The sequence below is a fragment of the Paenibacillus sp. JT22N1 genome, from assembly GCF_059692155.1.
The window spans coordinates 34,812-61,191 of the sequence record NZ_JCAUAW010000033.1; the positions used below are offsets into that span (position 1 = coordinate 34,812).

General features: G+C 42.7%; 44 protein-coding genes. 42 read left to right on the forward strand and 2 right to left on the reverse strand.

The features are described 5' to 3' along the window. Nucleotides 1–4 precede the first annotated feature (4 nt). From tuf to salA, 39 genes are all read left to right on the forward strand, one after another. Nucleotides 5–1,195, forward strand: a complete 1,191-nt coding sequence (gene tuf / locus AC58UU_RS36345) for an elongation factor Tu (protein WP_047683193.1) — start codon at nucleotides 5–7, stop codon at nucleotides 1,193–1,195. Nucleotides 1,196–1,436: 241 nt separating this feature from the next. After that, entirely contained in the window at nucleotides 1,437–1,745 is a 309-nt protein-coding gene (gene rpsJ, locus AC58UU_RS36350; protein ID WP_028557496.1) for a 30S ribosomal protein S10, read from the forward strand. Nucleotides 1,746–1,790: 45 nt separating this feature from the next. Next, nucleotides 1,791–2,414 (forward strand): 50S ribosomal protein L3, encoded by a 624-nt coding sequence (gene rplC, locus AC58UU_RS36355; protein ID WP_028557495.1) that lies wholly within the window; start codon nucleotides 1,791–1,793, stop codon nucleotides 2,412–2,414. 16 nt (nucleotides 2,415–2,430) lie between these two features. Next, nucleotides 2,431–3,057 carry a 50S ribosomal protein L4 gene (gene rplD / locus AC58UU_RS36360; protein ID WP_057304268.1) on the forward strand — a complete coding sequence of 209 codons (627 nt, stop codon included), beginning with the start codon at nucleotides 2,431–2,433 and terminating at the stop codon, nucleotides 3,055–3,057. Beyond that, nucleotides 3,054–3,344 carry a 50S ribosomal protein L23 gene (rplW, locus tag AC58UU_RS36365; RefSeq protein ID WP_497322329.1) on the forward strand — a complete coding sequence of 97 codons (291 nt, stop codon included), beginning with the start codon at nucleotides 3,054–3,056 and terminating at the stop codon, nucleotides 3,342–3,344. The genes rplD and rplW overlap by 4 nt, the downstream gene beginning before the upstream one ends. A gap of 30 nt (nucleotides 3,345–3,374) precedes the next feature. Continuing rightward, nucleotides 3,375–4,205: a 50S ribosomal protein L2 gene (gene rplB, locus AC58UU_RS36370; RefSeq protein ID WP_028557492.1), complete on the forward strand. Its 831-nt coding sequence runs from the start codon at nucleotides 3,375–3,377 to the stop codon at nucleotides 4,203–4,205. 48 nt (nucleotides 4,206–4,253) lie between these two features. Continuing rightward, on the forward strand, nucleotides 4,254–4,532 hold the full coding sequence (rpsS, locus tag AC58UU_RS36375) for a 30S ribosomal protein S19 (RefSeq protein ID WP_029196461.1): 279 nt from the start codon (nucleotides 4,254–4,256) through the stop codon (nucleotides 4,530–4,532). Nucleotides 4,533–4,562: 30 nt separating this feature from the next. Then, a complete protein-coding gene (gene rplV, locus AC58UU_RS36380) occupies nucleotides 4,563–4,895 on the forward strand; it encodes a 50S ribosomal protein L22 (protein WP_028557490.1) in 333 nt (110 codons plus the stop codon). A 13-nt stretch (nucleotides 4,896–4,908) separates the two neighbouring features. Further along, nucleotides 4,909–5,571: a 30S ribosomal protein S3 gene (gene rpsC, locus AC58UU_RS36385; protein ID WP_029196460.1), complete on the forward strand. Its 663-nt coding sequence runs from the start codon at nucleotides 4,909–4,911 to the stop codon at nucleotides 5,569–5,571. Nucleotides 5,572–5,574: 3 nt separating this feature from the next. Further along, a complete protein-coding gene (gene rplP / locus AC58UU_RS36390; RefSeq protein WP_029196459.1) occupies nucleotides 5,575–6,009 on the forward strand; it encodes a 50S ribosomal protein L16 in 435 nt (144 codons plus the stop codon). Continuing rightward, complete coding sequence (gene rpmC / locus AC58UU_RS36395) at nucleotides 5,999–6,196, forward strand: 50S ribosomal protein L29 (RefSeq protein ID WP_028557487.1); 198 nt, start codon at nucleotides 5,999–6,001, stop codon at nucleotides 6,194–6,196. Before rplP ends, rpmC begins: the two co-directional genes overlap by 11 nt. A 27-nt stretch (nucleotides 6,197–6,223) precedes the next feature. Continuing rightward, complete coding sequence (gene rpsQ / locus AC58UU_RS36400) at nucleotides 6,224–6,487, forward strand: 30S ribosomal protein S17 (RefSeq protein ID WP_090826701.1); 264 nt, start codon at nucleotides 6,224–6,226, stop codon at nucleotides 6,485–6,487. Nucleotides 6,488–6,522: 35 nt separating this feature from the next. Next, nucleotides 6,523–6,891, forward strand: coding sequence for a 50S ribosomal protein L14 (gene rplN / locus AC58UU_RS36405; RefSeq protein WP_028557485.1), 369 nt, complete (start codon nucleotides 6,523–6,525; stop codon nucleotides 6,889–6,891). A gap of 55 nt (nucleotides 6,892–6,946) precedes the next feature. Beyond that, nucleotides 6,947–7,300 (forward strand): 50S ribosomal protein L24, encoded by a 354-nt coding sequence (gene rplX, locus AC58UU_RS36410; RefSeq protein ID WP_079418006.1) that lies wholly within the window; start codon nucleotides 6,947–6,949, stop codon nucleotides 7,298–7,300. Between the two features lie 33 nt (nucleotides 7,301–7,333). After that, a complete protein-coding gene (gene rplE, locus AC58UU_RS36415; RefSeq protein WP_171642881.1) occupies nucleotides 7,334–7,876 on the forward strand; it encodes a 50S ribosomal protein L5 in 543 nt (180 codons plus the stop codon). A gap of 36 nt (nucleotides 7,877–7,912) precedes the next feature. Then, nucleotides 7,913–8,098: a type Z 30S ribosomal protein S14 gene (locus AC58UU_RS36420; protein WP_029196455.1), complete on the forward strand. Its 186-nt coding sequence runs from the start codon at nucleotides 7,913–7,915 to the stop codon at nucleotides 8,096–8,098. A 33-nt stretch (nucleotides 8,099–8,131) separates the two neighbouring features. After that, nucleotides 8,132–8,530 carry a 30S ribosomal protein S8 gene (rpsH, locus tag AC58UU_RS36425; protein ID WP_029196454.1) on the forward strand — a complete coding sequence of 133 codons (399 nt, stop codon included), beginning with the start codon at nucleotides 8,132–8,134 and terminating at the stop codon, nucleotides 8,528–8,530. A gap of 29 nt (nucleotides 8,531–8,559) precedes the next feature. Further along, on the forward strand, nucleotides 8,560–9,102 hold the full coding sequence (gene rplF / locus AC58UU_RS36430) for a 50S ribosomal protein L6 (protein WP_047683181.1): 543 nt from the start codon (nucleotides 8,560–8,562) through the stop codon (nucleotides 9,100–9,102). A gap of 101 nt (nucleotides 9,103–9,203) precedes the next feature. Then, the gene (rplR, locus tag AC58UU_RS36435) at nucleotides 9,204–9,572 is read left to right on the forward strand and encodes a 50S ribosomal protein L18 (protein ID WP_047683179.1); all 369 of its coding nucleotides are present in this window, start codon (nucleotides 9,204–9,206) and stop codon (nucleotides 9,570–9,572) included. Between the two features lie 28 nt (nucleotides 9,573–9,600). Next, complete coding sequence (gene rpsE, locus AC58UU_RS36440; RefSeq protein ID WP_029196451.1) at nucleotides 9,601–10,098, forward strand: 30S ribosomal protein S5; 498 nt, start codon at nucleotides 9,601–9,603, stop codon at nucleotides 10,096–10,098. An 11-nt stretch (nucleotides 10,099–10,109) separates the two neighbouring features. After that, a complete protein-coding gene (gene rpmD, locus AC58UU_RS36445; protein WP_029196450.1) occupies nucleotides 10,110–10,298 on the forward strand; it encodes a 50S ribosomal protein L30 in 189 nt (62 codons plus the stop codon). 36 nt (nucleotides 10,299–10,334) lie between these two features. Then, nucleotides 10,335–10,775, forward strand: a complete 441-nt coding sequence (gene rplO / locus AC58UU_RS36450) for a 50S ribosomal protein L15 (protein ID WP_029196449.1) — start codon at nucleotides 10,335–10,337, stop codon at nucleotides 10,773–10,775. Then, nucleotides 10,775–12,079, forward strand: coding sequence for a preprotein translocase subunit SecY (secY, locus tag AC58UU_RS36455; RefSeq protein WP_171691212.1), 1,305 nt, complete (start codon nucleotides 10,775–10,777; stop codon nucleotides 12,077–12,079). Before rplO ends, secY begins: the two co-directional genes overlap by 1 nt. 85 nt (nucleotides 12,080–12,164) lie before the next feature. Further along, nucleotides 12,165–12,815, forward strand: coding sequence for an adenylate kinase (locus tag AC58UU_RS36460; protein WP_029196447.1), 651 nt, complete (start codon nucleotides 12,165–12,167; stop codon nucleotides 12,813–12,815). Further along, the gene (gene map / locus AC58UU_RS36465; RefSeq protein WP_497322332.1) at nucleotides 12,815–13,567 is read left to right on the forward strand and encodes a type I methionyl aminopeptidase; all 753 of its coding nucleotides are present in this window, start codon (nucleotides 12,815–12,817) and stop codon (nucleotides 13,565–13,567) included. Before AC58UU_RS36460 ends, map begins: the two co-directional genes overlap by 1 nt. Before the next feature lie 10 nt (nucleotides 13,568–13,577). Continuing rightward, on the forward strand, nucleotides 13,578–13,871 hold the full coding sequence (locus AC58UU_RS36470) for a KOW domain-containing RNA-binding protein (RefSeq protein WP_307550500.1): 294 nt from the start codon (nucleotides 13,578–13,580) through the stop codon (nucleotides 13,869–13,871). Nucleotides 13,872–13,887: 16 nt separating this feature from the next. Then, nucleotides 13,888–14,106: a translation initiation factor IF-1 gene (infA, locus tag AC58UU_RS36475; RefSeq protein ID WP_009676800.1), complete on the forward strand. Its 219-nt coding sequence runs from the start codon at nucleotides 13,888–13,890 to the stop codon at nucleotides 14,104–14,106. A 107-nt stretch (nucleotides 14,107–14,213) separates the two neighbouring features. Next, the gene (rpmJ, locus tag AC58UU_RS36480) at nucleotides 14,214–14,327 is read left to right on the forward strand and encodes a 50S ribosomal protein L36 (RefSeq protein WP_003333770.1); all 114 of its coding nucleotides are present in this window, start codon (nucleotides 14,214–14,216) and stop codon (nucleotides 14,325–14,327) included. Between the two features lie 19 nt (nucleotides 14,328–14,346). Next, entirely contained in the window at nucleotides 14,347–14,715 is a 369-nt protein-coding gene (gene rpsM / locus AC58UU_RS36485; protein WP_028557471.1) for a 30S ribosomal protein S13, read from the forward strand. Between the two features lie 18 nt (nucleotides 14,716–14,733). Continuing rightward, nucleotides 14,734–15,129 carry a 30S ribosomal protein S11 gene (rpsK, locus tag AC58UU_RS36490; protein WP_028557470.1) on the forward strand — a complete coding sequence of 132 codons (396 nt, stop codon included), beginning with the start codon at nucleotides 14,734–14,736 and terminating at the stop codon, nucleotides 15,127–15,129. Nucleotides 15,130–15,255: 126 nt separating this feature from the next. Then, complete coding sequence (locus tag AC58UU_RS36495; protein WP_028557469.1) at nucleotides 15,256–16,200, forward strand: DNA-directed RNA polymerase subunit alpha; 945 nt, start codon at nucleotides 15,256–15,258, stop codon at nucleotides 16,198–16,200. Between the two features lie 24 nt (nucleotides 16,201–16,224). After that, nucleotides 16,225–16,590: a 50S ribosomal protein L17 gene (gene rplQ / locus AC58UU_RS36500; RefSeq protein WP_497322333.1), complete on the forward strand. Its 366-nt coding sequence runs from the start codon at nucleotides 16,225–16,227 to the stop codon at nucleotides 16,588–16,590. A 137-nt stretch (nucleotides 16,591–16,727) separates the two neighbouring features. Next, complete coding sequence (gene truA / locus AC58UU_RS36505) at nucleotides 16,728–17,489, forward strand: tRNA pseudouridine(38-40) synthase TruA (protein ID WP_497322334.1); 762 nt, start codon at nucleotides 16,728–16,730, stop codon at nucleotides 17,487–17,489. 171 nt (nucleotides 17,490–17,660) lie between these two features. After that, nucleotides 17,661–18,098, forward strand: coding sequence for a 50S ribosomal protein L13 (gene rplM / locus AC58UU_RS36510; RefSeq protein WP_497322336.1), 438 nt, complete (start codon nucleotides 17,661–17,663; stop codon nucleotides 18,096–18,098). A gap of 18 nt (nucleotides 18,099–18,116) precedes the next feature. After that, nucleotides 18,117–18,509 carry a 30S ribosomal protein S9 gene (rpsI, locus tag AC58UU_RS36515; protein ID WP_029196439.1) on the forward strand — a complete coding sequence of 131 codons (393 nt, stop codon included), beginning with the start codon at nucleotides 18,117–18,119 and terminating at the stop codon, nucleotides 18,507–18,509. Nucleotides 18,510–18,731: 222 nt separating this feature from the next. After that, nucleotides 18,732–19,424 (forward strand): phosphoadenylyl-sulfate reductase, encoded by a 693-nt coding sequence (locus tag AC58UU_RS36520; protein ID WP_497322338.1) that lies wholly within the window; start codon nucleotides 18,732–18,734, stop codon nucleotides 19,422–19,424. A gap of 33 nt (nucleotides 19,425–19,457) precedes the next feature. After that, on the forward strand, nucleotides 19,458–20,630 hold the full coding sequence (sat, locus tag AC58UU_RS36525) for a sulfate adenylyltransferase (RefSeq protein ID WP_497322339.1): 1,173 nt from the start codon (nucleotides 19,458–19,460) through the stop codon (nucleotides 20,628–20,630). A 71-nt stretch (nucleotides 20,631–20,701) separates the two neighbouring features. Then, entirely contained in the window at nucleotides 20,702–21,457 is a 756-nt protein-coding gene (cwlD, locus tag AC58UU_RS36530) for an N-acetylmuramoyl-L-alanine amidase CwlD (RefSeq protein WP_497322340.1), read from the forward strand. 60 nt (nucleotides 21,458–21,517) lie between these two features. Then, the gene (gene salA / locus AC58UU_RS36535; RefSeq protein WP_497322341.1) at nucleotides 21,518–22,606 is read left to right on the forward strand and encodes an iron-sulfur carrier protein/transcriptional regulator SalA; all 1,089 of its coding nucleotides are present in this window, start codon (nucleotides 21,518–21,520) and stop codon (nucleotides 22,604–22,606) included. 46 nt (nucleotides 22,607–22,652) lie between these two features. On the opposite strand, the gene gerD is transcribed toward salA, so the two are convergent. Further along, nucleotides 22,653–23,426: a spore germination lipoprotein GerD gene (gene gerD, locus AC58UU_RS36540; RefSeq protein ID WP_497322343.1), complete on the reverse strand. Its 774-nt coding sequence runs from the start codon at nucleotides 23,424–23,426 to the stop codon at nucleotides 22,653–22,655. A gap of 138 nt (nucleotides 23,427–23,564) precedes the next feature. Here gerD and AC58UU_RS36545 point away from each other — a divergent pair, with 138 nt between their 5' ends. Next, a complete protein-coding gene (locus AC58UU_RS36545; RefSeq protein WP_171642890.1) occupies nucleotides 23,565–24,161 on the forward strand; it encodes a KinB-signaling pathway activation protein in 597 nt (198 codons plus the stop codon). A 36-nt stretch (nucleotides 24,162–24,197) separates the two neighbouring features. Here the strand turns inward: AC58UU_RS36545 and pdaB are convergent, their stop codons facing one another. Beyond that, nucleotides 24,198–24,980 carry a polysaccharide deacetylase family sporulation protein PdaB gene (gene pdaB, locus AC58UU_RS36550; RefSeq protein WP_497322344.1) on the reverse strand — a complete coding sequence of 261 codons (783 nt, stop codon included), beginning with the start codon at nucleotides 24,978–24,980 and terminating at the stop codon, nucleotides 24,198–24,200. Nucleotides 24,981–25,093: 113 nt separating this feature from the next. On the opposite strand from pdaB, the gene AC58UU_RS36555 reads away from it, so the two are divergent. Beyond that, nucleotides 25,094–25,705 carry a stage II sporulation protein M gene (locus AC58UU_RS36555; RefSeq protein WP_497322345.1) on the forward strand — a complete coding sequence of 204 codons (612 nt, stop codon included), beginning with the start codon at nucleotides 25,094–25,096 and terminating at the stop codon, nucleotides 25,703–25,705. 151 nt (nucleotides 25,706–25,856) lie between these two features. Continuing rightward, the gene (locus AC58UU_RS36560; protein ID WP_029196431.1) at nucleotides 25,857–26,087 is read left to right on the forward strand and encodes a regulator of G-protein signaling domain-containing protein; all 231 of its coding nucleotides are present in this window, start codon (nucleotides 25,857–25,859) and stop codon (nucleotides 26,085–26,087) included. The last annotated feature ends 293 nt before the right edge of the window (nucleotides 26,088–26,380 follow it).

Below are 26,380 nucleotides of genomic sequence, written 5' to 3' on the forward strand. Positions count from 1 at the left end.
TAAAATGGCAAAGGCTAAATTTGAACGTAACAAACCGCATGTTAACATCGGGACTATTGGTCACGTCGATCATGGTAAAACAACTTTGACAGCTGCTATCACTACAGTACTGTCCAAAAGATACGGTGGAGCTGCAGTAGCATTCGACCAAATCGATAAAGCACCAGAAGAGCGCGAGCGCGGTATCACAATCTCCACAGCTCACGTTGAGTACGAAACACCTAACCGTCACTACGCACACGTTGACTGCCCAGGACATGCTGACTATGTTAAAAACATGATCACTGGTGCTGCTCAAATGGACGGAGCGATCCTGGTTGTATCCGCAGCTGACGGCCCTATGCCGCAAACTCGCGAGCACATCCTTCTTTCCCGTCAAGTAGGCGTACCTTACATCGTAGTATTCCTTAACAAATGTGATATGGTTGAAGACGAAGAGTTGCTTGAATTGGTTGAGATGGAAGTTCGCGACCTTCTTAACGAATATGAGTTCCCAGGCGATGATACTCCAATCATCCGTGGTGCAGCTCGTGAAGCTCTTGCTAACCCAGAAGGTCCTTGGGCTGACAAAATCATCGAGTTGTTCGAACAAGTTGATACTTACATCCCAACTCCTGAACGTCAAACTGACAAGCCTTTCCTTATGCCAGTTGAGGATGTATTCTCAATCACTGGTCGTGGAACAGTTGCAACTGGTCGTGTTGAGCGTGGTACTGTTAAAGTACAAGAAGAAGTTGAAATCGTTGGTATCGCTGAAGAAACTCGTAAATGCATCGTAACTGGTGTAGAGATGTTCCGTAAATTGCTTGATTCCGCTCAAGCTGGTGACAACATTGGAGCTTTGCTTCGTGGTGTAGACCGTAAAGATATCGAGCGTGGACAAGTACTTGCGAAACCAGGTTCAGTTAAACCACACACGAACTTCACTGCACAAATCTACGTTCTAACTAAAGAAGAGGGTGGCCGTCATAAGCCTTTCTTCACAGGTTACCGTCCACAGTTCTACTTCCGTACAACTGACGTAACGGGTATCATCTCTCTTCCAGAAGGTACAGAGATGGTTATGCCTGGTGATAACATCACTGTTACTGTTGAACTAATCAACCCAATCGCAATCGAAGAAGGAACACGCTTCGCGATTCGTGAAGGCGGACGTACAGTTGGTGCGGGCGCGGTTGCAACAATTCAAAAATAATACCTATATATAGAAGAAACACTCATCGTTTAGGCGGTGGGTGTTTTTTTTATGCATATGCCTAAAATTTCGCTTGCTTTTCGTTTTCAAATTTTATATAATATAAAACGTTGGTCTGTGACGTTGCGATGATGCGAAAGGTTGCCGACACACCAGGCCCCTTTGCCATGGGGATGGTTGTTGGAGAATTTTCGCGGAGTATGTCCGATAATAAATTGGGCGATAGAAGGAGGGACTTATCATGGCAAAGCAAAAAATTCGTATCCGTTTGAAAGCTTATGATCACAGAATTATTGATCAATCAGCTGAGAAAATCGTGGAAACTGCCAAGCGTTCCGGTGCAGGTGTATCCGGTCCGATTCCGCTTCCGACAGAGAAGCAAATCATCACGATTCTTCGTGCGGTGCACAAGTACAAGGATTCGCGTGAGCAATTCGAAATGCGTACGCATAAGCGTCTTATCGATATTGTGAATCCAACACCACAAACAGTTGATGCTCTAATGCGTTTAGACTTACCGTCTGGCGTTGATATTGAGATCAAACTGTAAAACAACTATAGAATGAACGTTTAGGAAGGAAATGAGGTGTCAACGATGAAAGGTATCTTAGGAAAAAAACTTGGGATGACACAGTTGTTTACTCCGGAGGGTAATGTAGTTCCGGTAACTGTCATTCAAGCGGGACCATGTGTGGTACTGCAAAAGAAAGATGTGGATAACGACGGTTATGAGTCCATCCAAATCGGTTTTGATGATGTGAAAGCAAGCAGAATCATTAAACCAGAGCTTGGCCATGCGAAAAAAGCAGGGGCAACGCCTAAGCGCTACGTTAAAGAAATTCGTGGCATTCAGTTGGGTGACTATGAAGTTGGTCAAGAACTGAAAGCAGATCTGTTTACAGAGGGCGAATTCGTTGATGTAACGGGTACTTCCAAAGGTAAAGGTTTCCAAGGTAACATCAAAAGACATAACCAATCCACAGGCCCTATGGCTCACGGATCACGTTATCACCGCGGACCAGGTTCCATGGGTTCCATTCAAGCAAACCGCGTTCCTAAAGGTAAGAAATTGCCAGGGCACATGGGTAACGAAACAGTAACTTTGCAAAACCTGCAAATCATTAAAGTAGATGCTGAGCGTAACGTGTTGCTAGTTAAAGGTTCCATTCCGGGTCCTAGAAACAGCTACGTTAGCGTGAAGTCTGCTGTGAAAAAGTAAGAAAGGAGGAAGACAGATGCCAAAAGTAGCTTTATATAATGTAACAGGTGCTCAGGTAGGAGAAGTTGAACTGTCTGACGTTGTTTTCGGAATTGAGCCTCACGTTCATGCGATCCACGAAGCTGTTCTTTTGCAACAAGCAGCTGTGCGTCAAGGAACACACAAAACAAAAGGTCGTTCGGAAGTTCGCGGCGGTGGTCGTAAACCTTGGAAACAAAAAGGTACAGGTCGTGCGCGTCAAGGTAGTATTCGTGCTCCACAGTGGAAAGGCGGCGGTACCGTATTCGGACCGACACCTCGTAGCTATGGTTTCAAATTGCCTAGAAAAGTTCGTCGCTTAGCGATTAAATCCGCTTTGTCCTCGAAACTTATCGATAACAACTTGATCGTATTGGATCAACTTCAATTGAATGCTCCGAAAACGAAAGATTTCGTTGCTATTCTGAACAACCTGAAAGTAGATAGCAAAGTACTAGTTGTGGGCGTTGCTAACGACTCCAATGTTGCTTTGTCTGCTCGTAATATCCCAGGTGTGAAATTTGTTGCTGCTGATGGAGTTAACGTTCTTGATGTCATGCTTTATGACAAATTGATCTTAACACAAGAGGCTGTACAGAAAGTTGAGGAGGTGCTTGCACAATGAAAAATCCACGCGACATTATCAAGCGCCCGATCATCACTGAGCGTACAAGCGACCTAATGGCTAACAAAAAGTATGTTTTCGAAGTGGGTCTTCGCGCTAACAAAACAGAAATTAAACAAGCTATTGAAGCTATCTTCAAAGTAAAAGTTACAAATGTAAACACATTGAGAATGCCAGCTAAGCCTAAACGTTATGGCAAACACTCCGGTTACACTTCCATTTGGAAGAAAGCTATCGTGTCCCTAAGCGCAGAAAGCAAAGAATTGGAATTCTTTGAATCGGTATAACCCATTTCTTGAAGTAAGGAGGAAATCAGAGTGCCAATTAAAAAATACAAACCAACCTCACCAGCTCGACGTGCGATGTCGGTTTCTACTTTTGAAGAAATCACAACATCAACACCAGAGAAATCATTGCTTGCTCCTCTGTTCAAGCATGCTGGTCGTAACAACCAAGGTAAAATTACGGTTCGTCACCACGGTGGTGGACACAAGCGTAAATACCGTATTATCGATTTCAAACGTACTAAAGATGGAATACCAGGACGCGTTGCTACAGTTGAGTACGATCCTAACCGTTCCGCAAACATCGCATTGATTCATTATGCTGATGGTGAGAAAAAATACATCATCGCTCCTAAAGGTCTTAAAGTGGACGATCGTATCGTTTCTGGACCACAAGCAGATATCAAAGTAGGTAACGCTCTTCCATTGGAAAACATTCCAGTTGGTACAGTTATCCACAACATCGAGTTGAAGCCTGGTAAAGGTGCACAATTAGTGCGCGCTGCCGGTACGGAAGCTCAACTTCTTGGTAAAGAAGAAACTTACGTAACCATTCGCCTTTCATCCGGTGAAGTTCGTAAAGTCCTTAAAGTTTGCCGCGCAACAATCGGTTCTGTTGGTAACGAAGATCACGAGCTCGTGAAAATCGGTAAAGCAGGACGTAATCGTTGGAAAGGCAATCGTCCACAAGTTCGTGGGGTCGTAATGAACCCGAATGATCACCCACACGGTGGTGGTGAAGGACGCGCACCAATCGGACGTAAATCACCTATGTCACCATGGGGTAAACCGACGCTTGGTTTCAAAACTCGTAAAAAAGGCAAAGCATCCGATAAATACATTGTACGTCGCCGTACGAAGTAATCTAGGATATATGAATTCTCTTGAGGTTCAAGGAAGGGAGGAACACCCATGGGTCGCAGCTTAAAGAAAGGTCCATTTATTGATGGATACTTACTGAAAAAAGTAGAAGACTTGAACACTTCCAGCAAAAAACTGGTTATCAAAACGTGGTCCCGTCGTTCTACGATTTACCCGCAATTCGTTGGTCACACTTTCGGAGTATATGATGGAAGAAAACACGTGCCTGTGTATGTAACCGAAGATATGGTTGGACACAAGCTTGGTGAATTTGCACCAACTCGTACTTACAAAGGTCACGATGACGACAAGAAAACCGGAAAACGTTAATTTCATTTTTAACCGAGAGGAGGTACTACCATGCAAGCTAAAGCAATATTGAACCACGCTCGGATTGCTCCTCGTAAAGCAAAGCTAGTTGTTGACTTGATTCGGGGAAAAGCGGTAGGTGAAGCGATTGCGATTCTGCGTCACACACCTAAAGCAGCTTCTCCAATTCTGGAGAAACTACTGAATTCCGCAATTGCCAATGCAGAGCATAACTATTCATTAGATCCTAATAAATTAGTGGTATCTGAGACGTTTGTTAACCAAGGACCTACAATGAAAAGGTTCCAACAACGTGCAATGGGCCGCGCTAGCGCGATCAAAAAACGTACCAGCCACATCACAATCGTGGTATCTGAAAAATAAGGAGGGATAACGTGTGGGTCAGAAAGTAAACCCGGTAGGCTTTAGAATTGGTATTATTCGTGATTGGGAGTCCAAATGGTTCGCAGAGAAAGATTTCGGAACTCTGTTGCTTGAAGACGTCAAAATCCGCGAATACTTAAAAAATAAACTTAAAGACTCAGCAGTTTCCCATATCGATATCGAACGCGCGGCTAACCGTGTGAACGTTACGATTCATACTGCTAAACCAGGAATGGTTATTGGTAAAGGCGGAGCTGAAGTTGAAGTTATTCGCAACTACATCGCTGGTATGTCCAATAAAAAAGTTCACATCAACATTTCTGAAATCAAAAGCCCAGATCTTGATGCAATTCTCGTAGCTGAAGCTATCGCACTTCAATTGGAACGTCGCGTTTCATTCCGTCGTGCTATGAAACAAGCTATGCAAAGAACAATGAGATCCGGCGCTAAAGGTATCAAAGTAGCAACTAGCGGACGTCTTGGCGGTGCTGAGATTGCTCGTACGGAAGGATATAGCGAAGGAACAGTTCCACTTCATACGCTTCGTGCGGATATCGACTATGGTACTGCTGAAGCAGCCACTACTTATGGACGTATCGGTGTAAAAGTATGGATTTATCGTGGAGAAGTGCTTCCGCCAGCTAAGAAAAAGGCTCAGCCGGAAGGAGGAATTTAAATCATGTTAGTACCTAAACGTGTAAAACACCGTAAAGAACACCGCGGTAACATGAAAGGTCGCGCTAAAGGCGGAACGGAAGTAGCTTTTGGCGAATATGGTCTGCAAGCGGTAGAACCGGCTTGGGTATCCAACCGTCAAATCGAAGCAGCACGTATTGCCATGACACGTTACATCAAACGTGGCGGTAAAGTTTGGATTAAAATCTTCCCAGCTAAACCAGTTACACAAAAACCGCTTGAAGTCCGTATGGGTAGTGGTAAAGGTAACGTGGAGAAATGGGTAGCAGTAGTAAAACCGGGTAAAATTTTGTTTGAACTTGCTGGTGTAAGTGAAGAGGTCGCTCGTGAAGCGATGCGTCTTGCTGCTCACAAGCTTCCAATCAAAACGAAATTCGTGAAAAGAGAAGAAGTAGGCGGTGAAGCAAATGAAGGGTAGTGAATTCCGGAACTTAACCACTGCTGAAATTGAGCAAAAAGTTAATGGTTTTAAAGAAGAACTCTTTAACCTCCGTTTTCAACTAGCTACTGGTCAATTGGACAACCCGACTCAAATTCGTGATTTGCGTAAAGAGATCGCTCGTGCCAAGACTATTTTGCGTGAAAGAGAATTGGGGATTGGGTAACCAAATCTAGAAGGGAGGGTTCCTTAGATGGCTGAACGCAACGATCGTAAAGTGCAGGTCGGTAAAGTTGTCAGTGATAAAATGGATAAAACCATTGTTGTTGCTGTTGAAACTTACAAAAAACATGATCTCTATCACAAGAGAATCAAATATACGAAAAAATTTAAAGCTCATGATGAAAACAACCAAGCTAAAATTGGTGACACTGTAAAAATCAGTGAAACTAGACCGTTATCCAAAGATAAAAGCTGGAGATTGGTTGAAATTATTGAAGTTGCTGTTGTTATCTAATAATCTAGACATGAACCCCGAAAGGAGGGAATACGATGATTCAACCATTTACTCGTTTGGCTGTCGCTGACAACTCAGGTGCGAAACAATTAATGTGTATCCGCGTTTTGGGTGGTACTGGTCGTCGCGTTGGTCACATTGGTGATTTGATCGTCTGTTCAGTAAAAGAAGCAACACCAGGTGGCGTTGTCAAAAAAGGTGACGTTGTTAAAGCAGTTATCGTTCGTACGAAGAGCGGTGCTCGCCGTAAAGACGGATCATATATCTCATTCGATGAGAATGCGGCTGTTATCGTGAAAGAAGATAAAAGTCCACGTGGTACACGTATCTTTGGACCAGTTGCACGCGAACTTCGTGACAGAGACTTCATGAAGATCGTATCCTTGGCTCCAGAAGTTATCTAAGAACAGTTACGATGTTTGTTTTCCTAACGGGAAACCTCAGGAGGTGTAGAAGCTAATGCCAAGATTAAAAAAGAGATTAGAATCTCATAACAATAAACTGCACGTGAAAAAAGACGATACGGTTTTTGTAATCACTGGTAAAGACAAAGGTAAGAAGGGTCGCGTTATCGCTGCTTATCCTCGTCAAAACCGTGTGCTAGTAGAAGGTGTAAACATGGTTAAGAAACATGCGAAACCATCTCAACAAAATCCACAAGGCGGTATCTTGAATCAAGAAGCTGCAATCCACGTTTCTAACGTGATGCTAATTGATCCTAAGAGCGGCAAACCTACTCGCGTAGGATACAAAGTATTGGATAACGGAACGAAAGTTCGTATCGCGAAAAAATCCGGCGAAGTTATCGATTAATACAAACAAGCATGGAAAGGAGGCAAATGAGTCATGGCAGTAAGAATGAAAGATCGTTATTTGAACGAAATCACTCCAGCGTTAATTCAAAAGTTTAACTACTCAACAGTTATGCAAGTTCCTAAAGTCGAGAAAATCGTTATCAACATGGGTGTTGGTGAGGCTGTATCGAACTCCAAAGTACTTGACACTGCAGTAGAAGATCTTCAAAAGATCTCTGGTCAAAAACCAGTTGTAACAAAATCCAAAAAAGCGATCGCGGGTTTCAAACTTCGTGAAAATATGCCAATCGGCGTGAAAGTAACTCTTCGCGGCGAGCGTATGTATCATTTCTTGGATAAACTTTTCAACGTATCACTTCCACGTGTACGTGACTTCCGTGGTATTTCCAACAAGGCTTTTGATGGCCGTGGAAACTACACACTTGGTCTGAAAGAACAACTCATTTTCCCAGAAATTGAGTATGATAAAGTTGATAAAGTTCGTGGTATGGATATTGTTATCGTTACAACGGCTAAGTCCGACGAGGAAGCTCGCGAGCTTTTAACACAACTCGGAGCGCCTTTCGTTAAATAGGTTACCAGTCGTACCTATCAGGAGGTGTTATATTAAGTGGCAAAAACTTCGATGAAAGTCAAACAGCAACGTACCCCGAAGTTTAAAGTGCAAGCATACACACGTTGTGAGCGCTGCGGACGTCCGCATTCAGTGCTTCGCAAGTTCAAAATTTGTCGGATTTGTTTCCGCGAATTAGCACACAAAGGTCAGATTCCAGGCGTTAAAAAAGCAAGCTGGTAATCACCCTATTTTCGGGAAGGAGGTTTACACAAAATGGTCATGTCAGATCCAATTGCAGATATGCTAACTCGCATTCGTAATGCGAATATCGTACGTCATGAAACAGTTGAAATTCCTGCGTCAAAAGTGAAGAGGGAAATCGCTGAAATCCTTAAAAAAGAAGGATTTATCCGTGACGCTGAGTACGTTGAAGATAGCAAACAAGGTATCATTCGTTTGTTCCTGAAATACGGTTCAAACAATGAGCGTGTTATCTCCGGTTTGAAAAGAATTTCCAAACCAGGTCTACGCGTTTACACTAAATCACAAGAAATCCCTCGTGTATTGGGCGGATTAGGGATTGCCATCATCTCCACATCTAAAGGAGTTATGACGGATAAAGATGCTCGTCAATCCAAAGCTGGCGGAGAGGTTATCTGCTACGTTTGGTAATACAATTGTAATTGAATGGAGGTGCAAACATGTCTCGTATTGGTCGTAAGCCAATCACCATTCCAAGTGGTGTAAATGTAACACTAGACAATACTCAAATCACGGTTAAAGGCCCTAAAGGTTCTTTGTCCCGTGAACTTCATAAAGATATGAAAGTAAATGTTCTAGAAAACGAGATTTCCGTTGAGCGTCCTTCCGATAACAAACTCCACCGTTCCCTGCATGGTACAACACGTAGTGTTGTTGCCAACATGGTAAGTGGCGTAACGGAAGGTTTCACGAAATCTTTGGATCTAGTTGGCGTTGGTTACCGTGCTAACAAGAGCGGCGACAAATTAGTTCTCAACGTTGGGTACTCCCATCCAGTTGAAATCACTCCTGAAAACGGCATTGAGTTCGATGTTCCTACGAACACGAAAATCATCGTTAAAGGTATTGATAAAGAATTAGTGGGCGCTATGGCAGCTAAAGTTCGTTCCGTACGTGAGCCAGAGCCGTATAAAGGTAAAGGTATCAAGTATGAAGGCGAACGTATTCTTCGTAAAGAAGGTAAGGCTGGTAAGAAGAAATAAGATCGTTAGATCGCGGGTAATAGCTAAGAGTTTTCGAGTGAAAACTTGCTACGTAAGCATAAGCCTCGCATCATAAGATGATGAAAGGAGTGTAAGTATAGATGATTACTAAAAGCGATAAAAATAAAGCTCGTTTGAAAAGACATCTTCGTGTTCGTAAGAAAATCGAAGGTACAACTGTTCGTCCGCGCTTGAACATATTCCGCTCTTCCAAACACATGTATGCTCAACTTATCGATGATACAACGGGTATTACAATCGTTGCTGCATCGACTCAAGATAAAGAACTGAAAAGTGAAATTGGTAATGGCGGTAACGTTGAAGCTGCTCGTAAAGTTGGCGCATTAATCGCTCAACGCGCGAAAGAAAAAGGTTTAGACAAAGTGGTTTTTGACCGCGGTGGATACCTTTATCATGGACGTGTTCAAGCATTAGCTGACGCAGCTCGTGAAGCTGGACTTGAATTCTAGGAAAAACATATATAAGGAGGTAAAAGACTTGCGTGTAGATCCTAATACTTTAGAGCTAACAGAAAAAGTTGTTAATATTAATCGCGTAGCTAAAGTAGTAAAAGGCGGACGTCGTTTCAGCTTCAGCGCACTTGTTGTCGTTGGCGATGGCAATGGCTGGGTTGGCGCAGGAATCGGTAAAGCTTCCGAAGTTCCTGATGCAATCCGCAAAGGCATTGAAGATGCGAAAAAGAACTTGATTCATGTTCCTATCGTAGGCACTTCGATTCCTCACCTTGTAACAGGTAAGTTTGGTGCAGGACGCGTTCTGCTTAAACCAGCTTCCCAAGGTACAGGAGTTATCGCAGGAGGACCAGTTCGTGCAGTACTTGAACTTGCTGGTATCGGCGATATCTTGACAAAATCCCTTGGTTCATCGAACTCCATGAACATGGTTAACGCAACGCTTGAAGGCTTAAGCCGCTTGAAAAAAGCGGAAGAAGTTGCAAAGCTTCGCGGTAAAACAGTTCAAGAGCTATTAGGTTAGGAGGGGTAAACATGGCGAAACAATTACAAATTACCCTAAAACGCAGCCTGATTGGCCGCCCTGAAACACAACGCGTTACTGTGAAAACACTTGGTCTTCGCAAGATGCACCAAACTGTTCTTCATCAAGATAATGCTGCGATCAGAGGCATGGTTAATCAAGTGAGCCATTTGGTAGAAGTTAAAGAAATCGAAGCATAGTAGCAAGATATTAAGATCTAGAGGAGGTGTGCAACGATGAAGTTACATGAGCTAAGTTCTGCTACTGGTTCTCGTCACACTCGTAAACGTGTTGGCCGTGGTACAAGTAGCGGCATGGGTAAAACATCAACTCGCGGGCATAAAGGTCAAAACGCACGTTCCGGTGGAGGCGTTCGTCCTGGATTCGAGGGTGGACAAAATCCGTTATACCGTCGTTTACCTAAACGTGGTTTCACGAATCGTTTCCGTACGGAATACGCAATCGTAAACCTTGAAGATTTGAACAATTTCGCAGCTGGTACCGAAGTTACTCCACAAGTATTAATGGAGACTGGTATTGTTAAAGCTCCTAAAGATGGTATCAAGATTTTAGGAAACGGTGAAATCACAGTAAAATTAACCGTTAAAGCGAATAAGTTCTCTCAATCAGCAATTGAGAAAATCCAAGCTGCCGGCGGTCAAACCGAGGTGATTTAATGTTTAATACCATAGCCAACATCTTCAAAGTAGAAGATTTACGCAGAAGAATTTTCTTTACGCTCATCTTGCTAATCGTCTACCGCTTAGGTGCCTTTATTCCGGTACCTAACATTAATACGGATGTTCTGAAACTTCAAGACCAAGCGAATCAGAGTGATGTCTTTGGTTTGCTTAACACGTTTTCTGGCGGTGCGCTCTTCCAATTTTCCCTCTTCGCGATGGGAATTACGCCTTACATCACAGCTTCTATCATTGTTCAGCTTTTGTCCATGGATGTAATTCCACGCTTTGCGCAATGGGCAAAAGAAGGCGATGTCGGAAGAAAGAAAATGACACAAGTAACTCGTTACGGTACGATTATTCTGGGTGTGATTCAGGCTTTTGGACTTTCAATTGGGTTTAACCGTTTGTATAGCGGACTCGTGATTGATCCAGGTGTCACAACCTTTGCTCTAATCGCTCTCGTACTGACAGCTGGTACAGCTTTCTTGATGTGGCTCGGTGAGCAAATCACGGAATATGGGATTGGAAACGGTATTTCCATTATCATCTTTGCTGGTATCGTCGCGGCGATTCCAACAAGCATTCAACAAATTTACAAAACACTTTTTGCGACCGAAGGAGCTTTGTTCCTGAATATCGTGAAACTGATCATTATTGCTTTGGTTGTTATACTGATTATTGCCGGGGTCATATTCGTGCAGCAAGGTATCCGTAAGATACCTGTACAATATGCGAAACGGGTAGTTGGTCGTAAAATGTATGGTGGTCAAACCACTCACATTCCTCTTAAAGTGAATGCGGCTGGTGTAATCCCTGTAATCTTTGCGCTATCGTTATTGATGTTCCCTCCTACCATTGCTAGTTACTGGCGAGGTAATGTTGTTGCAGAATGGATAATTAACAATTTAAGTATTAACCAAACTGCACCACTAGCGATTGTACTATACGTACTGCTGATTATTGGATTCACATACTTTTATACCTTCGTACAAATTAATCCAGTTCAAATGGCTGACCAGATGAAGAAAAATGGTGGCTACATACCAGGTATTAGACCCGGTAAGACAACATCGACTTATCTGACACGCGTAATGACTAGAATTACTCTTTCTGGAGCTTTGTTTCTCTCAGCGATCTCGATTCTTCCAATGCTATTCGGAGGACTTGCCGGTTTGCCTAGTTCGGTTCGGATTGGTGGTACATCTTTACTTATCGTAGTAGGCGTTGGTCTTGAGACGATGAAACAAATCGAGAGCCAATTGATTAAGCGTCATTACAAAGGGTTTATCAATAAATAGCTAATAGGTTCTGATGGGGCAATATCTGCGACATCGGCACCTATTGTGCTGTTCGTAATGCCGAGTGCGATGGGAGGTTTTAAATGTGAACGTAATTTTTATGGGGCCTCCTGGTGCAGGCAAAGGTACGCAAGCTGAAAAGATCGTTAACGAATTTCAAATTCCTCATATCTCGACTGGAGATGCTTTTCGCTTGGCGATGAGTCAAGGAACACCACTTGGTGTTGAAGCCAAAGGTTATGTGGATAAGGGACTTCTTGTTCCTGATGAAATAACGAACGGTATTGTGAGAGAGCGTCTTGCCCAACCGGATTGCGATAAAGGGTTTTTGCTTGATGGGTTCCCAAGAACTGTTGCTCAAGCAGATGCATTGTCTGAAATCGTAGATTCATTAGGTAAGAAGATTGAAGTAGTTATCAATCTTTCCGTTGATCGCAGTTTCTTGCTTGCAAGACTAACTGGCCGAAGAATTTGTAAATCCTGTGGTTCTACGTATCATGTAATCTTCAACCCACCAAAGCAAGAAGGCGTATGCGATAAATGTTCGGGTGAGTTGTACCAACGATCTGATGATACGGAAGAGAAAGTCGGAACGCGTTTGGATGAATACATCAATAAAACGGCTCCGCTGCTGGATTACTACCAAAAGAGGGAATTATTGCGTGAGGTTAACGGGGAACAAGACATTCATGCGGTAACCGAACAAATTAGCTCACTGCTACGAGGTCTAGCGTAATGATCATTTGTAAGTCCGAGGTTGAACTAGACCTAATGCGAGAAGCTGGTCGTATCGTAGCCGAAACGCACCGCTTATTGGCAAGGGCGATTCGTCCGAACATTACAACGAAAGAACTTGATCAGATCGCAGAGGAATTCATTCGCAGTCAGGGAGCGATTCCATCTTTTAAAGGCTATAACGGTTTTCCTGGAAGCATTTGTGCTTCAGTCAACGAAGAATTAGTTCATGGTATTCCTGGTCCAAGAAAGCTGACTGAGGGCGATATTATCAGTATAGATATTGGTGCTCAGTATAAAGGTTATCATGGAGATTCTGCTTGGACGTATCCTGTCGGTGAAATTTCTGAAACAGCTGCGCGTTTGTTAGCTGTGACAGAACAATCACTGTATCGAGGCATAGCAGAAGCTAAACCGGATGCTAGACTCTACACGTTGTCGCATGCAATCCAAACTTGTATTGAAGACGCAGGCTTCTCCGTGGTTATAGAGTATGTCGGTCACGGTATCGGAACGGAACTTCACGAAGAACCTCAAATTCCGAATTATGGTGTACCTGACAAAGGTCCTCGTCTCAAACCAGGCATGGTCCTAGCCATTGAACCGATGGTGGTCGTTGGCGAAAGATTTGTCCAAACACTCGAAGACGATTGGACTGTAGTCACTGCGGATCGGACCCTATGTGCTCATTTTGAACATACGATTGCAATTACGGCAGCCGGTTATGAAATATTAACTTTGCCTAGATCGTAGGTGATGATGAATGGATAGCAAGATTCCGAAGGTGGGTCAAATCGTAAAGGTGCTTCGCGGTCGAGATCCCGGAGAATATGCGGTCGTAATTGGAATTGTCGATCATCGCTTTGTCTGGCTTGCCGACGGTGATAATCGCAAATTCGATCAACCGAAGAAGAAGAACCTGAATCATCTTCAGTTACAAGAAACGATTAGCAGTGAAGTGGAGTCAAGCATTAGGGAAACAGGTCGTGTTACTAATGGAAAGTTGCGCTTCGCAATTGCCAAATTCGTTGAACTTATGCAAGATGAAGCACAATAGAGAAAGGAGAATGACTGTGGCCAAAGAAGATGTAATTGAAGTAGAAGGTACAGTGATTGAACCTCTTCCGAATGCAATGTTTAAGGTTGAATTGGAAAATGGTCATAAAATCCTAGCCCATGTATCCGGTAAGATCAGAATGCATTTTATCCGCATTTTGCCTGGAGATAAGGTTACCGTAGAATTATCGCCTTACGATTTAACGAGAGGCCGTATAACCTACCGTTTTAAATAAATGTTCGGCTTACATGTAAGTTACTCTCTCAAGGCGTATGCTTACGAAGCAAGTTTTCTAACAGAAAACGCAACATGGTTGCTTACGATGATAAGGAGGGCTTAAAAATGAAAGTTAGACCGTCAGTAAAACCGATTTGCGAGAAATGCAAAGTTATTCGCCGTAAAGGTAATGTAATGGTTATTTGTGAAAATCCTAAGCACAAACAAAAACAAGGTTAAAAGGAGGTGCAATCTGTAGATGGCACGTTTAGCTGGAGTTGACTTACCTCGTGACAAACGAGTTGTAATCGCGTTAACTTACATTTTCGGTATCGGCACTACAACTGCTCAGAAAATCATTGCTTCCACAGGTATCGACGCTAGTACTCGCGTTCGTGACTTGACTGAAGATGAAGTGAGCAAGATCCGTGATGTAATTGACAAAACCCTTAAAGTAGAAGGCGACCTTCGCCGCGAAATTTCCCTAAACATCAAACGTCTAATCGAAATCGGATCCTACCGTGGTCTTCGTCACCGCCGTGGTCTTCCTGTTCGTGGACAACGTACTAAAACTAATGCTCGTACACGTAAAGGTCCTCGTCGTACGGTAGCTAATAAGAAGAAATAATAAAGGGGGTTAGAGCTAATGGCAAAACCTAAAAAAGTAGTCCGTACGAAACGTCGTGACCGGAAAAATATTGAGAGCGGTGTAGCACACATCCGTTCAACATTTAACAACACGATCGTAACGATCACGGATCCGCATGGTAACGCAATTTCCTGGGCAAGTTCAGGAAACCTTGGATTCAAAGGTTCCCGTAAAAGTACTCCTTTTGCGGCACAAATGGCAGCTGAAAAAGCAGCTAAAGCAGCTATGGAGCACGGCTTGAAAACTGTTGAAGTAATGGTTAAAGGTCCAGGAGCTGGCCGCGAAGCAGCAATTCGTTCTTTGCAAGCAGCAGGTCTTGAAGTTAACCTGATTAAAGACGTGACTCCGGTTCCTCATAATGGCTGCCGTCCTCCAAAACGTCGTCGCGTATAATTCAGGATCACTTTGTAGTATAATTATCCCAAAATCGTGAATAATGGTTTGAAGGATAGGAATACTATGAAATTTTCAGGCGAAGTATCCAGAGGGAAACGACGTATTGAATGGAGGGTACATTTCATGATCGAAATCGAAAAGCCAAAAATAGAAACCGTAGCATTAAGTGAAGATGGCGCTTATGGTAGATTTATCATCGAGCCGTTGGAGCGTGGCTATGGTACAACCTTAGGTAACTCACTACGTCGTATCTTACTGTCCTCTTTACCGGGGGCAGCAGTAACCTCTGTCCAAATCGATGGCGTTTTACATGAGTTTTCAACGATTCCTGGCGTGCTTGAGGATGTAACGGAAATTATCCTCAACTTGAAAGGCCTATCGTTGAAAATTCACTCCGATGAGGAGAAAGTGCTTGAAATTGATGCAGAAGGGGAAGGTAATATTACCGCGGCAGATATTCGTGGTGATAGTGATGTGGAGATTCTTAACCCGGATCTGCATATCGCTACCTTATCTCCAGATGCGCGTCTTCATATGAGGATTCATGCGGGCAGAGGTCGCGGTTACGTCCAATCGGACAAAAATAAGCATGAAGAACAACCAATTGGTGTGATTCCAATTGATTCGATCTACACGCCTATTACCCGAGTAAACTATGCTATTGAGAATACTCGCGTCGGCCAAGTGACTAACTATGATAAGTTGACCCTCGAAGTGTGGACCGATGGAAGTATTCGACCAGAAGAAGCAGTGAGCTTGGGTGCCAAAATCTTAACTGAACATTTGAACTTGTTCGTCGGTTTGACGGATGAAGCAAAAGATGCTGAGATTATGGTAGAGAAAGAAGAAGATAAGAAAGAGAAAGTTCTGGAGATGACTATTGAAGAACTTGATCTATCTGTTCGTTCTTACAACTGCCTCAAGCGTGCAGGGATTAACACCGTACAAGAGCTGATTACCAAAACAGAAGAAGACATGATGAAAGTTCGGAACTTAGGCCGCAAATCACTTGAAGAAGTTCAAGAGAAGCTCGAAGAGCTGGGTTTGGGACTACGTACTGAGGAATAATCTTGTCAGAAGGAGGTTAATTCAATGAACTACAGAAAGTTGAACCGCGATTCCAGTAATCGTAAAGCATTATTCCGTGATCTGGTTACAGATCTGTTCATACATGAACGCATCCAAACTACAGAAGCAAAAGCAAAAGAAATTCGTTCCATCGCTGAGAAGTTAATCACTCTTGCGAAGCGCGGAGATCTTCACGCACGCCGTCAGGTTGCTGCTTTTGTTCGTAGAGAAGCTGTAAACGAGAATCAAGATGCGATTCAAAAACTGTTCTCCGATTTGGCTACTCGTTACTCCGAGCGTCCAGGTGGATACACTCGTATCCTTAAACTGGGACCACGCCGCGGTGACGCAGCACCAATGGTTTACCTAGAGCTAGTAGATCGCGCATAAAGACGGATGGGAAAGGGTGGACGGAATCATAGATTCTGGTGAAGCCCTTTTTTTGCAGTCTTAGCACGCTCTCTAGAAGTGAATTTAGCTAAGGCTAATCACTTAGATAGGAAGGATGACTCATGGAGGAACAAGCCTTGAGAAATCTACGCTTTACCATAAGTTATGATGGAACTGCTTATTCAGGTTTTCAGATTCAGCCCAAAGCAGACACGATTCAATTCCGTTTAGAGCAGGCTGTTTTCATGTTGACTGGTGAGAGGGTGAAAGTCATCTCATCCGGGCGTACAGATGCCGGTGTACACGCGAAAGCGCAAGTTATTAATTTCAGCACGAATTCAAAGATACCAGTGGAACGTTGGTGTTTAGCTCTAAATGCTAGACTACCCAGAGATATCGTCGCACATACCGCGGAAGAAGTCCTTCCTTCCTTTCATTCTCGCAAAGCCGCGAAACGCAAAACGTACTGCTTTTCAATTCGCTCGGCGCGCTTCCCTGATGTCTTTCACCGCAACTATGAATACCATCATCCTACACATTTGAATGTGGAAGCCATGAGAGAGGCGCTCTCTTGCTTGCTAGGTGAGCATGATTTTACTTCGTTTTGTACGGTGAGAACAGATAAGGAAGTAAAGGTGAGAACCCTCTACGAGGTTCGTCTGGAGACGGAAGTTGACGAGTTATCTACGACGGGGAAAATTGCCCGAATACGATTAATCGTAACGGGTAATGGTTTCCTTTATAACATGGTTAGGATTATCGCAGGAACGCTAATTCAGATTGGTGAAGGCAAGAGACCCAGCAGCGATATGCAGCGGATTCTTGAGGCTAGAGACCGATCTCAAGCAGGTCCTACGGCCGAAGCTATGGGTTTAACGTTATGGAGAGTCGACTATTAAAAAGCTTAAAACACTACTTGCTTCTTATCGATATTTCGTGTAAAATATAACTTGGCGTTTCGTGATCGGCTACCCCACAGCCCCTGATCACAAATGGCCGTCAACCATCCATCATTTATGTAAATTAACAATAATAATTATGTTTGAGATATATTTTTAGGAGGATTAAGCATGCGCACCACATATATGGCTAAGCCAAATGAAGTAGAGCGTAAATGGTACATTGTTGACGCTGCAGGCCAAACACTTGGCCGTCTTGCAAGTGAAGTTGCTAGCATTATCCGCGGTAAGCACAAACCGGAGTTCACTCCACACGTAGATACTGGCGATTTCGTTGTTGTTATCAATGCTTCCCAAATTAAGCTATCAGGTAAGAAAATGCAAAACAAAATGTACTACCGTCACTCTTTATACCAAGGTGGTTTAAAAGTGACTTCTGCTCAGGATTTGCTGAATAGCAAGCCTGATCGCATGATCGAATTTGCCGTACACGGTATGCTTCCTAAGAACCGTCTTGGCGACAGCTTGAAAACTAAGCTTAAAGTCTACGGTGGAGCAGAGCACCCGCACCAAGCACAACTACCAGAAGTCTGGAATCTTCGCGGTTAATATAAGGAGGAACGTTTCGTGGCACAAGTTCAATATTATGGAACGGGTCGTCGTAAACACTCGGTAGCGCGCGTGCGCTTAGTACCGGGTGAAGGACGCATCATTATCAATAAACGTGATCTAGATGAGTATTTCGGTCTAGAAACGTTGAAACTGATCGTTAAACAACCATTGACATTAACTGAAACTGTCGGTAAATACGATGTTCTAGTTCTTGCAAATGGTGGTGGAATCAGCGGACAAGCTGGAGCAATTCGTCACGGGATTTCCCGTGCATTGTTGAAAGCTGATCCGGAATACCGTGGATCCCTGAAAAAAGCAGGTTTCTTAACACGTGATTCCCGTATGAAAGAGCGTAAAAAATATGGATTGAAAGCCGCTCGTCGCGCTCCTCAATTCTCCAAACGTTAAGATTTTGCGCCTTTGGCGCTCAAGAGGGACCTTTCCTGCATTATGCTGGAAAGGTTTTTCTTTTTGTACATAAAGATATACATGAGCCAACCAACAACAAGGATTTTAATGAAGTTAATACCAAAATGATAAAAAGTAATTGACACAAAGAAGAACTCAGCTATAATTAAATATAAATCATACAATAACAGTCGGGATTATAAACTTTAGGAGGTATTTAATATGAATCTCTTTGAAAAAGAAGCTTTTGTAACGAAAGCTGCTGAAGAATTCGAAAATCAATCACCAGAAGCGATATTGAAACTTGCCGTTGAAACATTCCCAAGCTTAACGCTTGCTTGCAGTTTTGGTGCAGAAGATGTTGTGCTTGTTGATATGCTGCAAAAAATTAATCCGAATGTAGATATTTTTTACTTGGATACAAACGTTCATTTCGCTGAAACCTATGAGACAAGAGATCGCCTAGAACAGCATTACGGCACTAAATTCGTTCAGGTACTGCCAAAGCTTACACTTGATGAACAAGCTGAGAAATTTGGCGATGAGCTATGGAAAAGCGATGCTAACCAATGCTGTAACATCCGAAAAGTAGATCCATTAACAGATATTCTTAAAAATTATGATGCTTGGATCACAGGAATTCGCCGCGACCAAGCACCTACTCGTGCAAATGCTAAAAAAGTGGAATATGACGTGAAATTTGGTTTGATCAAATTTAATCCACTTGCTGGTTGGACTTCGGAAGATGTATGGAATTACATCCGTGAGAATGATGTTATCTACAATCCCTTACATGATCGCAACTTCCCAAGTATCGGTTGTACACATTGTACGCGTCCTGTAGCTGAAGGTGAAGATCCACGTGCAGGCCGTTGGGCTAGTATCGAGAAAACAGAATGCGGACTTCATAAATAATTGTAGATATAGAGATCATGGAGGTACTAAGGAATGACAACAATAAAGCCTCATGGCGGGGAATTAATTAACCGCTTGGTTCCAGCGGAACAAAGAGAAGAGCTTCTCAAACGCGCAGCTGAATTAAAACAAATTCGTGTAAATGCTTGGACAATTTCTGACCTTGATCTTATCGCGGTGGGAGCATTTTCTCCATTGGTTGGATTCCTGGACGAGAAAAACTATACCTCTGTTGTAGAGACCATGCGTCTTACTGATGGTACTGTGTGGAGTATACCTGTTACATTATCGATCGACCCAGAAGTTGCAGGTTCCATCTCAATCGGTGAACAAGTAGCACTTATCGGTGAAGAAGATGATGTGATATATGCTATTTTAGATGCGACTAGCATCTACACAGTTGATCAACAAAATGAAGCAATTAAGATCTTCAAGACAGATGATATGGCTCACCCTGGCGTGGATAAACTGTTCTCGCGTTCTTCTACGAATATCGGAGGACCTATTCAACTGCTTAACAGACCAAAGCCTAAGAAGTTTGAAGAATTTTACTTTGATCCATCCGAAACACGTCGTATTTTTGCGGAAAATGGTTGGAAAACCGTCGTTGGTTTTCAAACACGTAATCCCGTCCACCGTGCTCATGAATACATTCAAAAGTCAGCCATGGAAATCGTGGATGCTCTTTTCCTTAATCCGCTTGTAGGTGAGACTAAATCCGATGACATCTCTGCAGATGTTCGTATGAAGAGTTACTTGGTATTGCTCGAGAACTACTATCCGAAGGATCGAACTTTCTTGGGTGTATACCCGGCTGCTATGCGTTATGCAGGACCTCGTGAGGCGATTCTACACGCAATTGTGCGTAGAAACTATGGATGTACGCATTTCATCGTAGGACGCGATCACGCGGGTGTTGGCGACTACTACGGCACGTACGAAGCGCAAGAGATTTTTAGTAATTTTACAGCAGAAGAAATTGGGATTACTCCGCTATTCTTTGAGCACAGCTTTTTCTGTACGAAATGTGGCAATATGGCTTCTAGTAAAACTTGTCCGCATGATAAGTCCCACCATATGCATCTCTCCGGCACCAAGGTTCGTGGATTGCTTAGAGACGGTCAATGCCCGCCTCCGGAGTTCACGCGTCCTGAGGTAGCTCAGGTTCTTATTGAAGGTCTAAGAGACCCTGAATATCAAGTTTAAACAAGGTATATTTGTCCACCCTGTCCCATATAGATGTTACAGAGTCTATGGGGAACAGAGGTGGATTTTTTATGCGCAAAAGGAATAAGAGGCTGGTCGTCTGGCTGACTTTTAACAGTAGTCTTAAGCTTGTTCTCTCGACCTTGCTGGTCGCACTTGTTGTTTTCATCTATGCCTATGAGCTGCCGGCTACGAAGACGTGGTCGGATTGGAATTTACCTTTGTCAGGTAAAACAATTGCTCTGGATGCAGGCCATGGTGGACCTGATGGTGGAGCTTCCAGTAAGGAAGGAGTTGTTGAGAAAGATATCAATTTAGCGATCACACTTCATCTTCGTGATTATTTGCAGCAGGCGGGTGCACTAGTCATTATGACAAGGGAAACGGATACCGATTTGGCTGAACCCGGCACGAAAGGATATAGTAAAAGAAAGACACAAGATCTCCACAACCGTGCAGATCTCATCGATGAGAAAAATGCGGATTTGTTTCTCAGTGTCCACTTAAACAGCATACCTTCTCAGAAATGGAGAGGCGCACAAACGTTCTATTACCCGAATAATCCAAAGAACCCTAATCTAGCCGCACTCATTCAGATGGAATTAAAGAAGAACTTAGAGAATACCGATCGTGTTGCCAAGCCGGCGGACAAGACCGTTTATTTATTAAAAACGCTGAAAATTCCGAGTGCTCTCGTGGAAGTGGGTTTCCTTTCAAATCCAGAAGAAGCAAGACTGCTTGCAAGTGAGAAATATCAGAAGATGGTGGCAGCATCTGTTTATCAAGGGATCTTAAGATTTTATGCTGGGGAAAAAGTGGGTTCTTAATCAAAATGTGTTATAATTAAGGCCACAATTACAATGTCCGAATAAAGGTGTGGTGTGGCTATGATAAATAAAGACCAACTATTAGAAGCGTTACAACCTCTTGTGGAACCTCATTACAATAAAAGCGTTGTGGAACTTAATTTAATTAGAGATGTGATGTTTAAAGAGGATAACGTATCTTTAAGTTTAATTGTGACGACCGAGGATGAGGCTTTCAAAGAAAAAGCGAAGGTTTATATTCAGCAAACTTTAGGAAAATTGGGGATAGCACAAGTACATATTCGTTTCAGACTCATGACTGATTATGAGCGTAATCAGATTAAAGATACGGCTCAACCTGCCGCAGAGAAACAAACCCAACCCATCCAGCCACCGATTGAACAGCCGATATTGGGAGAAGCCTCTACAGTTGAGTTTATAGCTGTTGCAAGTGGCAAAGGTGGTGTGGGTAAATCAACCGTAACTGTTAATTTAGCCGTTGCCTTGGCTCGCCAAGGGAAAAAGGTAGGAATCATTGATGCTGATATTTACGGTTTCAGTATTCCTGATATGATGGGCATCGAAGAACAACCGAAGCTTGTCGATAACGTCATTATGCCAGTTGAGAAATTTGGTGTAAAAGTAATCTCTATGGGCTTCTTTGTTCAAGATAATGCGCCTGTCGTTTGGCGTGGTCCTATGCTAGGGAAAATGCTTCGCAATTTCTTCAATGAAGTCAATTGGGGAGATGTTGAATATATCCTTCTGGATCTTCCTCCGGGAACGGGAGATGTAGCGCTAGACGTGCATCAGCTTATCCCGCAAAGTAAAGAAGTGATTGTGACAACACCGCATGCCACTGCAGCCTTTGTAGCCGCTAGAGCTGGAGCGATGGCCATTCAAACAAATCATGAAATTCTAGGTATTGTGGAGAACATGTCCTATTATGAATGCAAAGATGGCAGCATAGATTACGTATTCGGTAAGGGTGGTGGAGCTAAACTGGCGGAAGATTTGCATAGTGAATTATTAGCGCAGATTCCACTTGGAGCTCCTGACAATCATGTCTCAGAAATCGACTATTCACCGTCTGTTTACAAGTCAGACTCAAAAGCTGGACAAATCTATTTGGATATGGCTGCAAATATCATTTCCAAATTGGAAAAATAATAGAAATGGCATACGGAGAAATCCGTATGCCATTTTACTTTCATATTTATGAATCGGAAGCGCTGGAGTCATCCTTTTTCTTTTCGCCGTCTTGTTTTTGGGAGTCTCCTGAATCACTTTTCCCATCTTTCTTTTTATCTCCTCCGCTATCTCCTCCGCTATCTCCCTTCTTTTGAGCACTCTTAGCCGTAGGCATTTGCTCGGGCTTGCTTTGTTGCGCTATGGCTGCCTTAAGAAGGTCAACCATATGTGCACGGAACAAAGGACTTTGTATGGATTCTTCCATAACCGTCATCATTTGCTGGCGATAGGCTGCTGTTTTCATGACATCTAGCATCATCTTTTCATATTCTGGGTTTTTCATAACATCAACGAGTGATTTTTGATATTCTGGGTCCTTTAAAAGCTCTTTGAACATCTGTTTGGTTTCTTTTTGAATAGCCTTAGCAAAATCGCCGGCAAATTTAGGGTCTTTCATCATATCGGTGAGGAACATGTTATTCTCTTTTGCTGTGAGAACATCCTTCACTGCCATCTGCAATTGCAAAGATTCATTTGCAGACAAAAGCTTGATTTGAGATTGACCAGCTACACCAGTGGCGCCTACATCACCATTCATTATGCTGCGGTTAGCCGCACTGATTGCTTTCTTCCCATCCTCTGACTTCAGAATATCAAGAATCATGGTCTTTTGCTCTTTATACGTGTTAGCTTGAGATTGACCTTGACCTTTTGAACTATCTGATCCACACGAAGCGAGAAGTAAGGCGATAGAAATGAGTGGTAGGACTTGCAGCTTCCTGAACTTAGTTGTTAACATAAAAGCATGCTCCCTTCCCTAGCTTAATAGTTGTTAGTATGTGTGGTTCGGGATAGATTATAAGGGCCATTCATTGGCTTTTTACCGTAAACGTTGGTACAATTAACAATTAGAGTTGAAATATGGGGGTAATTGATCTTGACGCTGCGGAAGTGGTTTCACTTATTTTGGACAACGTTGTTATTAGGAATGATTGTATCTATAGGGATTGGACTCATCTTACAATATTCCGACAAAGAATTTTCGGTTATGGGGTTATCGGCAGTAGGTTTTAATGTATTAAATATGTTGCTTGGTGGTGCCACGATAAGTGTTCTGAGCCAAATGGGCTTTTTTGCATATCTGATTGTCAGATTCATTGCTGCAGGTATCATTCGCTCCAAGACGGTATGGGATCTTTTACAATTGGCTGTCGTTATTGTTGTCTTATTTGACCTCGTATATCTGAGGATGACTAATTTTGAGGGCACAGAATCCGTTTTGAGCTACTCAATTTTACCTGCTATCATATTGGTAATTTCCATTGCAGTTGCGTATTGGAAAGTAAAGATGACGAATCGGAACGCTTTTATCCCGACATTGTTCTTTATGTGCGCTGTATCCGTCCTTGAAGCCGTACCTGCATTAAAGCTAGATAACGCAGCATCAAGTCTATTTATGTTGGCTCCGTTGCTTGTTTGTAATGCATGGCAAATTTTGATTCTACATAAAATATTGGATAACAAAAAGAGCTAATCTAATTAGCTCTTTTTTGAATCTGAGATTAGCTCATTAATTGATTTGTTTCATTGCCTGGTCTTCAACTGGTTTCGTCTCCACCTGGGTTTGCTTGATTAGCTCACTTACCGTAACGAATTCGTAACCCTTAGCTCTTAACTGCTCAATGATAACTGGTAAGGCCTCATGTGTTTGCTGAGAGGAATCGCTGGCGTGCAATAAAACAATATCTCCTGGATGCGCTTTGGATACTACACGGTTAATGATTGTATCAACACCTTTGTTTAACCAGTCCTGAGAATCGGTATCCCATTGGATAACCGAATAACCTAAATCATCCGCAATTCGAAGCACCCGTTTGTCGAAGTCACCATTGGGAAGGCGGATTAGGTTCGGTTCTTTTCCGATCAATTCCGTTAAAATGCCATGTGCTGTAGTAATTTGTTTGCGTATTTCTTCATCGCTTAGCGTACTATAATTATCATGTTTGTTGCCATGGCTGCCAATTTCGAAACCGTCCTTCTTGATATGCTCCACTATCTCTGGGTGGCTCTTGCTCCAAGGAGAGGATAAGAAGAAGGTTGCATCCTTCACACCTTTTTCCTTAAGTATTTTCAAAATAGGTTCAGCACGCTTCTCTCCCCATGAAATATCAAAGGTTAGGGCAATAACCTTTCTTTCGGTCTGCACGCTATAAATAGCGGAGGGCTCTGCATTGGAAAAGACAGATACATTACTTTGTTCGGAATAAACAATAGCGGCAGCGAAGACGATGGCAAGCGCGATAAACACATATTGTTTAAACTTACGAGCATTTACAACGAAAAAGTAGTTCATGGATAGCTTGTACCTCCTCTAAGCCTTACATACGGGCAAGGCTTGTATACTCTTTAGTAAATAATGTATGCTCGTACACAGTACTTATGCTTCCGAAATTGGAGGGAACGAAAATGAAATTCCGACAACTGTTCCAACATTTTAAAGAAATGAAACATTACTTCATCGTCGTCGTTTTAGTTTTTGGGTTTAGTTTATATTTAGGTTGGGCGAATTCAGATCAGTTTTCTCACTTCTTAGAAGGGCAGATGAAGGGGCTCAAATCTTTAAGTCAATCTCTAAGTAGTAAGGACAATCCTCAACTATGGTTTTTTATTTTCATCTTTTTAAATAATGCGATAAAGTCAGTGGTCATTATCTTTCTTGGATTATTACTAGGTATTCTGCCACTCTTTATGTTGATCGCTAATGGGATGATACTCGGTTATGTACTTTCTTTACAAACGCACGAAAGCACATTGACCGTAGTTCTGAAGGGGATTCTTCCGCATGGTATTATAGAAATTCCAGTCATATTAATTGCGTGTGCATATGGGCTTAAATTAGGGTTATTGGTCTGGAAATCCGGAGCACAGCTCTTTGTACCTGATAAAGACAAAACCGCACGTGCGGAGCTGGTGAAAATACTCCATCTAACAAAACCATTAATCGTATCCATTGTTGTACTTTTGCTCGTCGCGGCAATTATTGAAAGTACACTTACATACTGGTTGGTTCATCTGTAAAATATTTTCAGAACTTCTGTCATAAAAATGGCAAAATCTGAGCATAACAGTAAAACGGTAAGGAGAGCGGGCCGAATAAGGGTCGGCTCTTCTTTCAATCAAACTGTAAGTGCCATAAATCTCTACAGTCGAGAGGGGTTTGGATGGATGTATGCTCGGATTTTTGTTCAATGATCGGGAATGCAGAGAGTTGGATTATGTACTTCGCAAAGAATTAGATGAAATGTTGTTCGATCTCAATGACAAAAGAATTGATCAAGAGATTAAAGGGGCCATAGAATCCAGATATAAAGTGATATTCCGGATGTATGCTCGGATAGCGACGCCAAAGGAAATATCAAAGTATGCAAGAAATCGTAACTATCAAGCTCAAAAAAAATAGGGGGTAGGTGCTTGACTTACCCTCTCATCCTATGGTATTTTATAACTCGCCCCTTCGAAAAGAAGGACAAGAAGTTGATTGAAGAAGATGACTTTCATAATTCTTCAAAAAAATACTTGCAATCTTCTAGGTCGATGTGGTATATTAAAAAAGTCGCCGCTAAACGGATGGCGAAGAAATAAGAAAGAAATTGATCTTTGAAAACTGAACAACGAGTGAGTAAGCACGAACGAGAAATCGTTCAAAAAGAGATTGCAAAATCTCGCTAGCAAGTCAATGAGCATTTCAGCTTT